This is a genomic window from Nocardiopsis listeri (genome assembly GCF_020741345.1).
GTDB lineage: Bacteria > Actinomycetota > Actinomycetes > Streptosporangiales > Streptosporangiaceae > Nocardiopsis > Nocardiopsis listeri_A.
In genome coordinates, this window is record NZ_DYZD01000212.1 from 1 (window position 1) to 11056 (window position 11056).

Below are 11056 nucleotides of genomic sequence, written 5' to 3' on the forward strand. Positions count from 1 at the left end.
GTCCCGTCATCGGGGGCACCTCCTGGGTCATTGGGCGGGGGAGCCGACGTCGTCCAGGAAGGAACGGATCTCCTGGGTCACCGTCTCGGGGCGTTCGAGCATGGGCATGTGGCCCGCGTCGCGGACGAGGACCCGGTGTTCGGAGCGCAGCAGGGCGTCGAGGCGCACCCCGGCGACCGGTGACAGGACCCGGTTGCGGGAGCCCCAGATGGTGCACAGCGGGGGTCCGTCGGGTCCGCGCACGATGCGGTAGCCGACGGGCAGGTCCGTGAGGACGTCGGCGAGGGCCGGTGTCTGGTCGTTCCGGAGCATGCAGGCGGTCAGTTCCGGGTCGTGGTGGAGTCCGGCGCGGATACCGGCCGGACCCAACTGGAACCGGAGCGCCAGGGGGACGGCGACGCGGGGGACACGGATCCGACGCAGCGCCGCCCGCACCGGGGCGGTCACCGGTGACCAGGCTTTGCTGGGAGCCATGAAGATCCCGAGGCCGCCGCGGCGGAACGTCGCGTCCGTCAGGGGGTTGACCATGACGAGCGCGCGCACGTTCTTCGGTTCGCGGGCGGCGACCCCGGCGGCGATGGTCGACCCCATGCAGTTGCCGATCAGCGTGACGGGGGAGAGGTCGTCGTGCCGGACGAGGGCCGCCACCAGGTCCACGTGCGCGGCGAGGTCGATCGGCTCGGGCGGCATGGGAGAGGCCCCGAATCCCGGCAGGTCGATGGCCACCACACGGTGGTCGGCGGACAGGTCGGCGATCTGGTGCCGCCAGATGCCGTGGGAGGTGCCGCCGTTGTGGAGCATGACGACACCGGGCCCGCTGTCACCGGCACGTCGGACCGCGACCTCGATGCCGTCATGTCGGAACCGTTCGAGCGTCGCGTCGTCGGGTCGACCGCCGGGATCAGAGGTCTTCTGCGTGCCTTCTCCCATCAAGTCCTCCATGTCGCATTTCAGAGAATGATCATTCTCTGAAACCGGAGGCTACTTGGATGTGGTGGCCGCCACAACCCCCTGTGCGGGCGGAACGGCGCCGCGCAGAAGCCAGCCCACCGACTCCACGAGTCGCTCCGGCGAGACCGAGTTCTCGTCGACCAACCGCTGCATCGCGTATCCGTACGCCATGGCCTGCACCGCGCCGGCGATCCGCTCCGCCAGGTCGGAGTCGGCCACCACGCCGGCGTCGACGATGTTCGTCAAGAGGTTGGCCCGCACATCGGCCAACAGCCGTGCGACGGCCTCCTCCAACGGAGGATGCCGCAGCGCGTAGAGCCAGAATTCGGCCATGAGGAGAACGATGTCGGGCGCGGTCTCGATGGTGGAGGTCCAGTTGGTGACCATCCGGGCGATCAGTTCGTCGTGGTCGGCGGTGACGTCGGCGTGGTGCCGACGAGAGGCCGCGCCCGCCTCGACCACGCGTCGTACCACGGCCAGGAAGAGCTCCTGCTTGCCACTGAAGTTCGAGTAGATCGCTCCGGTCGACATCCGGGCCTCGTGCGCGATCCGTGGAATGGAGGTGGCGCCGTATCCATAACTCGCGAACACCGTCGCGGCGGCGTCGAGCAGTGCCTCACGGGTGCGCTCCTGGCGCTGTCTGCGGATCCCGACCACGTCTGAGCCCTCCTCGTGTGTGTGCGGGACACAGAATAGGACGACGCGTCACCGGGCGGGTGGAACCCGGGAAACGGTCGGATGCGGGCGTGGACGCACACATGGGAGGGGCTTGGGGAGGTGAACGGTTCTCCGTGCCGACCGCCCGATCGTTCCTCCAGGTGGCGTGCGGTGTTGACGAAGCACTCCACGCGCCGCGAGCGGCAAGGCCGCGCGCCCGCATCGAAGAACCCGAGGTACGGGTCAGGCGCGTTCGGAGTCCAGGTAACGCAACACCGCGGCCACACGTCGGTCCGATCTGTCGTCGGGGGAGAGACCGAGCTTGCCGAAGATGCTGCGGATGTGCTTGTGCACCGCCCCGTCGGTCACGAACAGCTGCTCGGCGATGGCCGCGTTGCCCAGGCCCTCGGCCATGAGGGCCAGTACGTCGCGCTCGCGAGGACTCAGCCTGCCGAGCGCCTCGTCGGCGTTCTGGTGCGCGAACAGTTGCGTGACCACCTCGGGGTCGATCACGGTCTGACCCTTGGCCACCCGGCGCAGGGCCTCAAGGAACCGGTCCACCCGACCGACCCGTTCCTTGAGGAGGTAGCCGACGCCCGAGGCGCTCACGGCCATCAGGTCGCTGGCGAAGGACTGCTCGATGTAGGCGGAGAGCACCAGCACCGGCATGCCGGGGTGGATCTCACGGATGCGGATCGCCGCCCGCACCCCCTCGTCGGTGTGGGTCGGCGGCATGCGTACGTCCACGATGGCCAGGTCCGGTGCCTTCTCGGTCACGGCGTCGATCAAGGCGTCGGGATCGCCCACCGTCGCGGCGATCTCGAACCCCTCTCCCCGAAGCAGCGCGGCGAGCCCTTCCCTGAGGAGCGTGTCGTCCTCGGCGATCACGATGCGCACGGCAGCTCCGCGTGCAGGTGGGTCGGCCCACCGATGGGGCTGGTCACGGTCAGCGACCCGTCGTGTGCCTCGACCCGCGTGCGGATCCCGGCCAGACCGGTGCCGGCTCCCTCACCGGCCCCGCCACGGCCGTCGTCATGGACGTCGATGCGCAACGTGTTCTTCCTTTCGGTGACGCTGACCCGGGCGCGCGTGGCGTCGCTGTGTCGGGTGATGTTGGTGATGGCCTCGGCCACGATGGAGTAGGCCGTGGCCTCGATGCTGGAGGCGTATCGCTTCAGGCCATGGACCTCCACGGTGCAGGGCACCGCGCAGCCACCGGCCAACGCGTTGAGCGCGCCCTCCAGGCCCCTCTTCTCCAAAGCCGGCGGGAGGATGCTCTGGATCAGTCCGCGCATCTCGGCCAGGGCGTCCTCCGCGGCGCTCTGTGCTCGTTCCAGGGCGTCATCGGCCCCCTCGGGGGACGTGCGCACGGCCCGCCGCGCGGTCCCCAACAGGATCGTGACGGCGACCAGCCGGTTCTGGGCGCCGTCGTGCAGTGCCCTCTCGATCCGGCGCAGCTCGGTGGTGTGGGCCTGGAGCGCGGCGGCCCGTGTCGCGGTGAGGTGGTGGATGCGTTCGGTGAGGACGGCCTGGGAACGCGATCCGAGCAACCATTTGCCCGGCAGGCCCTGGACACGTGCCAACGCGGGGCTCAGGCCGAACATGATGGCGCACCAGGCCAGGCCCAGGAAGCCGACGGCCAGGGCGCCGGGCCAGCTGTGCACGGGAAGCCCCACCGAGGCGCCCGCCGTGTTGGGCGGCAACAGGTGCCACCACAGGGGGAAGGTGACGTCGCGGACGGCGATGATCGGGAGCAGGACCCCGAACAGGCCGAGAGGCAGGCCGAGGAAGGAGTGACACACAAGCCACAGGAGATTACGTCCCACCTGGACGTCGTCGTGGAGTGAGCCCAGTGCCCGAAGGGGGCCGCGCGGGACCTCGTCGCCGTAGGGCTGGATGATCTCGGTGCCCCAGCGCAGGAGCCGGTCCCGTTCCCAGTTGGCCACCGTGCGCAGCAGGCGCAGGGCGGCGGGGACGAGGAGCAGACCGATCCCGAGGAAGGAGGTGAGGGCGACCGCGGCCAGGAAGAGCAGGGTGAACAGCGCGGCCAACCCGGTCAGCAGCCCTCCCGAGAGTCTTTCCAGGCTGAGGAACATGTTGTGGAGCCCGGTCACGGTGAGGTTCCGGACGGGGGAGGGCGAACCGCTGTGTGTCGCCGGACCGGGGGGTGTGTTCGTCTCCTGCGGGGGCACGGCTGAACCCTACCCGCCCGACCCGGCGGCGGTTCGGGTCGAACGGATGGTACAGCCTGCTGTACCCCGGGCGGGCAGACAGCGGGATGGATGGTGGGACGGGGGGTTCCTAAGGTGGTGTGCGTGCCCAGCCCACGGGCCGTCATGACGGTTGTCCCTCGTCCGTCCGCGCGGCCGAGACCACAGGAGAACACGACATGACCGACCCCTACAGGTTTTCGAGTACCCCCGCCGACCAGGGGCGTCGAGGTGACGTCACCCGCAAGGGGCGGCGTGCGGCGTTCCGAGGCGTGCTGTGGACACTGCTCATCCTCGGCGCGGCGGGTAACGCCGTCACCTCCCTGGGCGGATTCAACGCGCTGATCAGTCTGGCGTTCGGCCTGGCGACGGTTCTGTGCATCGTCCTGCTGATCGTGGACCACTTCCGTCACCGGGGCTGAGGCCGGGCCGAAGGCGCGCATCCGCCGGGGAACCACGCGCTCGGCTTGACCGAGGAATTGGCAAAGGGTGAGAGATCTTCTCTCGCCCTTTTTTGTGTTGTTACCAGTTGTCTTCGTTTTGTTAATGGAATGGCCGGATGCGGCCATTGCTTCTGGTAGCCCTACTCTCTCGAAATATAGCTCTGTGTGATTTTACGAGGTCGATTGCGTTTGTGAATATTCTTCATGTTGCGAGAAGATCCCCTGTTCGGCTCCTTTTAGTGATACCAGTGAACGCGGGTAGGGGGTTTTGCTTTGCGGGTGGTTCGTCTTTGAGGTTGCTCTGGCCGGTGTTGCATGGGAAGGGATTTTGGCTGGTCGTGGCGGTCTCGTGAGCGTCCGGTCGATGTTGATTCGGCTTATCCTGGAGAGTATTTCTCGCGCGGATTTGTGAACTGGGTTCCAATTTTATCGGCTTCTGGCCGGTGTATTAAGGTCTTGGCCGTATGGTTTGCCATGGGGTGGGGGTGTAGGTAAGTATCAGTTCGCGGTACTGATGCTTTCCCTGTGGACACAGGGCGTTATGTGTGGCCCGGGTTGCAAGTATTTCAAGCTTTTATTCTTAGGAGTTGATCTTGGAAAACGAGCTGTCTGGCCTGTTCAGAAGCCTGGTCCGTGAGCACGCCGTACCCGGGGCCCAGCTGTCGGTCTACCGTGAGGGGACCTTGTACGAGCTGGCCGAAGGGGTCGAGCACACGGGTTCGGGGCGGCCGGTCGGTCCGGCCTCCCGGTTCGCCTACGGATCGGTGTCCAAGATCTTCACCGCCGCCCTGGTCATGCAGTTGGTGGAGGACGGCGACCTCGATCTCGACGCGGCCTTGACCGACCACTTGAACGTTCGCGGCCTGCCCACCGGCCACCCCGCACACGTCACGACCCTGCGCCAGCTCCTCAGCCACACGGCGGGACTCGTCTCCGACCACGAAGCGGACCCGGTGCGAGCCGAACCCCTGCGCCACTACGCCACCTCCCTCCTGCGGAGCGAATCGGTGGGCTCCCCCGAGAGCGCTTTCTCCTACTCCAACAGCGGGTACGCCCTGGCGGCCCACATCGTGGAAGCCGTCACCGGCCAGGACTGGTGGGAGACCCTGGAGTCCTACCTGGCCCTGCCCACCGGCCTCGACCTCGCCTTCGTGCACGACGCGCGAAGCCCCAAGGCACCGAGCGACCTGGTCAGCGGACACGCCGTGGACACCACCACCGGTCTCACCGAGCCGGTGGACTTCCACATCGAGCCCGAACTGACCCCGGCGGGTGGTCTGGGTGGAAGCGCGACCACCCTGGTCGACTTCGCGCGATCCTTCATGGCTCCGGAGGACGCGGTGCTGGAGAGCGATATCGCGGACGCCGCGATCCTCGATGAGATGGGCCGAGCCGTCCCCTCGGCCGACCCCTTCGGCCTGGCCGACGGCTGGGGCGCGGGTTGGGCCCTCCACCTGGCGACGGATCGCTTCTGGTACGGCCACGACGGCACGCTCGACGGCGGGACCTGCAACCTGCGTGTCGACCCGGTGGGGCGCGTCGCGGTGGCTCTGACCACCAACGGCACCACCGGGATCCGGCTGTGGGAGGACCTGGTGTCCGGGCTGAGCGACCTCGGGTTGGACGTGGGGCACTACCGGCAGCGCACGCCGGTGAGTCGACCCCGCAATACGGGCGTGGACGTCACCGGGCACTACGCCAACGGGGACCTCGCCGTCGAGGTCACCCACCAGGGGGACGGGACCCTGTGGTTCACCCTCTCCAATGGCTTCTCCGGGCCGCTCGTCGCCGGCACCGACCTGTACTTCTCCGTGACGGTGGGCGATCTCGGCGGCATGTCCTTCGACGGCCGCTTCCTGCGTGCGACCGACGATCCCTCCACCATCGCGTCCATGCAGTACAACGGCCGCGTCCTGCGACGCACGTCCGCTCCCGTGCGTTCTCGGGCCTGAGCCCCGATCCGTCCTCCAGCCACTTCGGGTCCGTCCCCGGGCCGCCCCACACAGGAGTAGTGAACGTGCTGTCTGCCGATGCCTCCCCCAGCACCGACCAGCCCACCCGTACCCTTCCGGCCCTGTTCGCCGCGCGGGTGGCCGAGAGACCGGAAGCCGTCGCCCTGGTGTCGGAGGAGCTCACCCTCACCTACGCCGAACTCGGGGCCCTCGTCGATCGCCGGGCCAGGGGCCTGGTCGCTTCCGGCGTGGTGCCCGGGGACCGCGTAGGAGTCCACCTAGGGCGCGGGGCCGACCTCGTGGTCGCCCTGCTCGCGATCACCCGGGTGGGCGCCGCGTATCTGCCGCTGGACCCCGCCTACCCCGACGAGCGCCTGGCCCACATGCTCGCCGACTCCGGGGCGAACCTGGTCGTGACCGGCGCGGACACACCCTGGCAGGGCGATTCTGCGGTGGCCACCGTGGACTCCGATCGGTTGGAGCCCACGGCTTCGCTCCCGGGTGCGGGGCCCCTGCCCGACGACGTCGCCTACGTCATCTACACCTCTGGTTCCACCGGCAGCCCCAAGGGGGTACTGGTCACCCACCGAGGCATCGAGGACCTGGCACGGACCCAGCGGGTCCGTATGAACGTCACCCCCGATTCCCGAGTGCTCCAGTTCGCGTCGCCCAGCTTCGACGCCTCGTTCTTCGAAGTGTGCATGGCCCTGCTCAACGGCGCCGCCCTGGTGGTCCTGCCGCGACACGCGCTCCTGGGCGACGCGCTCGTGCGCACCCTGGCCGACCACCGCATCACCCACGTGACCCTGCCCCCCGCCGTGCTTCCGGGGCTGGACCCGACCGGTCTGCGTGATCTGCGGTCGGTCATGGTCGCGGGTGAGAGCTGCCCCGGGGCCATCGTGGAGCTGTGGTCGCGCGGGCGCGACGTGTTCAACGGCTACGGGCCCACCGAGACCACCGTGTGCGCCACCATGAGCGAGCCGTTGTCCGGCGATGGCGTCCCGCCCATCGGACACGCCGTCGACGGAACCCGGGTCATCGTGCTCGACGATCACCTGCGCCCCGTGGGTCCGGGTGGCAGCGGTGAACTGTACATCTCCGGGGCGGGGCTGGCCCGGGGCTACCACGGCCGTCCCGGACTCACGGCGGAGCGGTTCGTACCCGACCCCCTCGGTCCGCCCGGAACCAGGATGTACCGCTCCGGAGACCGAGTGCACGTGCTGTCCGACGGCGCCCTGGAGTTTCGGGGCCGTGTCGACAAGCAGGTCAAACTCCGTGGCTTCCGGATCGAGCCCGGTGAGGTCGAGACGGCCGCCATCGCTCTTCCCGACGTGGCCAACGCCGCCGTCCTGGTGCGCGAGGACCGGCCCGGCATCCGTCGACTCGTGGCCTACGTGGCGGGTGAGCCGGGCGGTGCCGACCCGGAGGAGGAAACCGTCCTACGGGGCCTGAGGGAGGTCCTGCCCGACCACATGGTGCCCTCCGTGGTGGTGGTGCTCGCGGCCCTGCCCACCACACCCAACGGCAAGATCGACCACGACCGGCTGCCCGCGCCCGACGCCGTCCGGCGGGAGTACGCGGCGCCCGAGGACGAGACCGAACGCGTCGTGACCGAGGAGTTCGCCCGCGTCCTGGAACTGGAGCGCGTCGGCCGCCACGAGGACTTCTTCGACCTGGGCGGGGACTCCATCCTCGCGGCGCGCGCCCTGTCGCGGATCGAGGCCGGCCTGGGCCGAGGCGTGGACCGCCGGGCGATCTTCACCCTGCGCACGCCGGCCCGAGTCGCCGCCGAGGGGATCACCGGCGAGGAGGCTCCCAGGCCCATCGAGCCCGTCGACCGGGACCGCCCCCTGCCGCTGTCCGCGGCCCAGCGCCGCCTCTGGTTCCTCCACCAGCACGACCCCGAGAGCGTCGAGTACTACACGGGCAGCGCCTACCGAATCCGCGGGGACCTGTCGGTCCCGGCGTTGCACGAGGCCCTGGGCGACCTCCAGGCCCGCCACGAGGCGCTGCGCACCACCTACACCTCCACCGACGAGGGGCCGGTGCAGCACGTCCACGCCTCCCGGCGGACCGAGGTCCCGCTGTCCCGGGCCGACCTGACCGAGTCCGGGCCGCACCGGGAACGGCGGCTGGAGGCACTGCTCAGGGCCGAGACGGAGCGCCCCTTCGACCTGGAGGACGGCTCGCCCTTCCGTGCCCTGCTGGTGCGCATGGGAGCGGACGACCACGCCCTCGTGCTCAGCGCGCACCACATCGCCTGCGACGGCTGGTCCGTCGACATCCTCGCCCGCGACCTCGGTGCCTTCTATCGCGCCCGGGCCGAGGGAACCGTCCCGGAGCGCGCCGGCGCCGCACGGGTGGACTACGCCGACTTCGCCGCGTGGGAGCGGAACCGCTGGACCCGGGAGAACGAGCGGGAACACCTGGAGTACTGGACCCGGGAGTTGGAGGACGCGCGGGCCGCCGAGGTCCCCGCGGACCACCCCCGTCCGGCGGTCCGGACCACGGCAGGGGCGGTCCACCGCGCCGAACTCTCGCCGGAGGTCACCGCCGCCCTGCGCGACCTCGGTCACCAGCGGGGGACGACCCTGTTCGTGACCCTCACGGCCCTCACCCAGCTCCTGCTGTCGGCGTCCTCGGGCAGCGCGGACGTGACCCTGGGCGTGGCCTCGGCGGGGCGCGACCACCACCAGGTGGACGACGTCGTCGGTTTCTTCGTCAATCCCGTCGCGGTGCGGACCCGGGTGGATCCCCGCGCCACCGCCGGGGACTTCCTGGACGGGGTGCGCGACACCGTTCTGGCGGCCTTCGACCACGAACTCCCCTTCGACCGGGTCGTGGACGCGGTGGTCGCCGAACGCGACCAGTCCCGCACACCCGTCTTCCAGGCCCTCCTGGTGCTCCAGAACGCCCACACGGGCGCACTCGGCCTGCACGGCCTGGACGTGGCGCCCTTCGACCTGCCCCGCACCTCCTCCCTCTTCGACCTGGTCTTCGAGTTCGAGGAGCGTGGGGGCGGGCTCAGACTCGACCTGGAGTACAACACCGACCTGTACGACCCCGAGCGGATCGCCGAGCTCGTCGAGGGCGTCCACCGACTCGCCACCGCCCTCACCGAGGACCCGGACCGGCCGGTCGCCCGGATCGGTGTGCGCACCGACGCCCAGGAGCGGGCTCTGTCGCAGTGGGAGGGAACCCGCCCCGAGGGCGCGGAGCAGACCGTCCCGGAGGCGTTCGCACGGCGGGTCGCGCTCGACCCCGACGGGCTCGCGGTCACCTCGGCGGACACGGAACTGACCTACTCCGAGCTCGACGCGTGCTCGGCCACCCTGGCCGAGCGGTTGCGCGCGCACGGCGCGGGCGACGAGTCGCCGGTGCTGCTCGTGCTGGAACGCGGGGCGCACGTGGTCGTGGCCATGCTGGCCGCCGCACGCGCGGGCGCCGCCTATGTGCCCGTGCACGCCGACGATCCGGCCGAACGCGTCGCGTGGCTGGCGCGGGAGACCGGAGCGGTCTGCGTTCTGACAGACGCCCCGTCGCGGGGACGGGTCTTGGGCGTCGACCGACTTCCGGTGCTGGACCTGGACGGGCCCGCGTCCGCTCCGCTCCGCTCTCGGGTCGATGCACGGGCCCTGGCGGAGGCCGAGGCACGGGTCCTGCCCCGGAGCCTGGCCTACGTGATGTTCACGTCCGGTTCCACCGGCAGGCCCAAGGGTGTGGCGGTCACGCACGAGGACGTCGTGCGCCTGGCCCACGACCGGCTGTGGACCGGTGGCGACCACGACCGCGTGCTGTTCCACTCCTCCCACGCCTTCGACGCCGCCACCTACGAGATCTGGGCGCCGCTGCTGAACGGCGGTGTCGTGGTCGTCGCGCCGCCCGGACGCATGGACGCCGAGGAGTTCGCCGGGACCGTGCGCGCGCACGGGGTCACCGGGGTGTTCCTCACCACCGCGCTGTTCAACCTCTACTCCTCCCAGGACCCCTCCTGCTTCGAGGACCTGCGCGAGGTCATGACCGGTGGCGAGGCGGCCAATCCGCAGGCGATGGAGCGGGTCGTCGAGGCCTGCCCCGGTACGCGGATCGCCAACGTCTACGGACCGACCGAGACCACCACCTTCGCCACCCGCTTCCCCCTGCCGGGGGCCGTGCCCGTCCCGATGCCGATCGGCGGGCCGCTCGACGGCATGCGGCTGCACGTGCTGGACCCGCTGTTGCGCCGCACCCCTCCGGGGGCCGTGGGCGAACTGTACGTGGGTGGTGCGGGTGTGGCGCGGGGGTACTGGGGGCGTCCGGGGTTGACGGCGGAGCGTTTCGTCGCCGACCCGTTCGGTTCGGGTGACCGTTTGTACCGCACGGGTGATCTGGTGCGGTGGAATGTCGCCGGGCAGTTGGAGTACGTGGGTCGGGCGGATTCCCAGGTGAAGTTGCGGGGGTTTCGGATCGAGCCGGGAGAGATCGAGTCCGCGCTGGTCGCGCTCCCGGGCGTTGGCCAGGCCGCGGTCACGGTCCGCGAGGACGCTCCGGGCGGCCGCGCGCTGGTCGGTTACGTCGCCGGTGGGTCGGCAGACCCTGCCTCGCTGCGCGAGATGCTCGCCACGACACTGCCCGCGCACATGGTGCCCGCCGTCATCGTGGTCCTGGACGCGGTGCCGCTGACGCCCAACGGCAAGACCGACCACCGCGCCCTGCCCGCACCCGATTGGAACGAGCTCACCGCACACCGGTACGCGGCCCCGCGTTCTGAGGTCGAGGGTGTGTTGGCCGGGGTGTTCGCTTCGGTGTTGGGTGTGGAGCGGGTGGGGGTCTTCGATGACTTCTTCGCTCTGGGCGGCGATTC

At 70.1% G+C, this 11056-nt stretch carries 7 protein-coding genes; 3 read left to right on the top strand and 4 right to left on the bottom strand.

The genetic code is table 11. The features are described 5' to 3' along the window. Positions 1-27: 27 nt before the first annotated feature. From K8V84_RS11450 to K8V84_RS11465, 4 genes are all read right to left on the bottom strand, one after another. A complete protein-coding gene (locus K8V84_RS11450) occupies positions 28-930 on the bottom strand; it encodes an alpha/beta hydrolase (RefSeq protein WP_304074012.1) in 903 nt (300 codons plus the stop codon). A gap of 51 nt (positions 931-981) precedes the next feature. Then, on the bottom strand, positions 982-1608 hold the full coding sequence (locus K8V84_RS11455) for a TetR/AcrR family transcriptional regulator (RefSeq protein WP_304074013.1): 627 nt from the start codon (positions 1606-1608) through the stop codon (positions 982-984). A gap of 243 nt (positions 1609-1851) precedes the next feature. Continuing rightward, entirely contained in the window at positions 1852-2505 is a 654-nt protein-coding gene (locus tag K8V84_RS11460) for a response regulator transcription factor (protein ID WP_304074014.1), read from the bottom strand. Beyond that, on the bottom strand, positions 2493-3722 hold the full coding sequence (locus K8V84_RS11465) for a sensor domain-containing protein (protein ID WP_304074016.1): 1230 nt from the start codon (positions 3720-3722) through the stop codon (positions 2493-2495). The genes K8V84_RS11460 and K8V84_RS11465 overlap by 13 nt, the downstream gene beginning before the upstream one ends. A gap of 275 nt (positions 3723-3997) precedes the next feature. Between K8V84_RS11465 and K8V84_RS11470 the strand changes: the two genes are divergently transcribed. From K8V84_RS11470 to K8V84_RS11480, 3 genes are all read left to right on the top strand, one after another. Then, positions 3998-4240, top strand: coding sequence for a hypothetical protein (locus tag K8V84_RS11470; RefSeq protein ID WP_304074018.1), 243 nt, complete (start codon positions 3998-4000; stop codon positions 4238-4240). Positions 4241-4854: 614 nt separating this feature from the next. After that, entirely contained in the window at positions 4855-6213 is a 1359-nt protein-coding gene (locus K8V84_RS11475) for a serine hydrolase domain-containing protein (RefSeq protein ID WP_304074019.1), read from the top strand. A gap of 65 nt (positions 6214-6278) precedes the next feature. Continuing rightward, positions 6279-11056: non-ribosomal peptide synthetase (locus K8V84_RS11480; protein WP_304074020.1), on the top strand; the 4778-nt coding region annotated here is incomplete at its 3' end.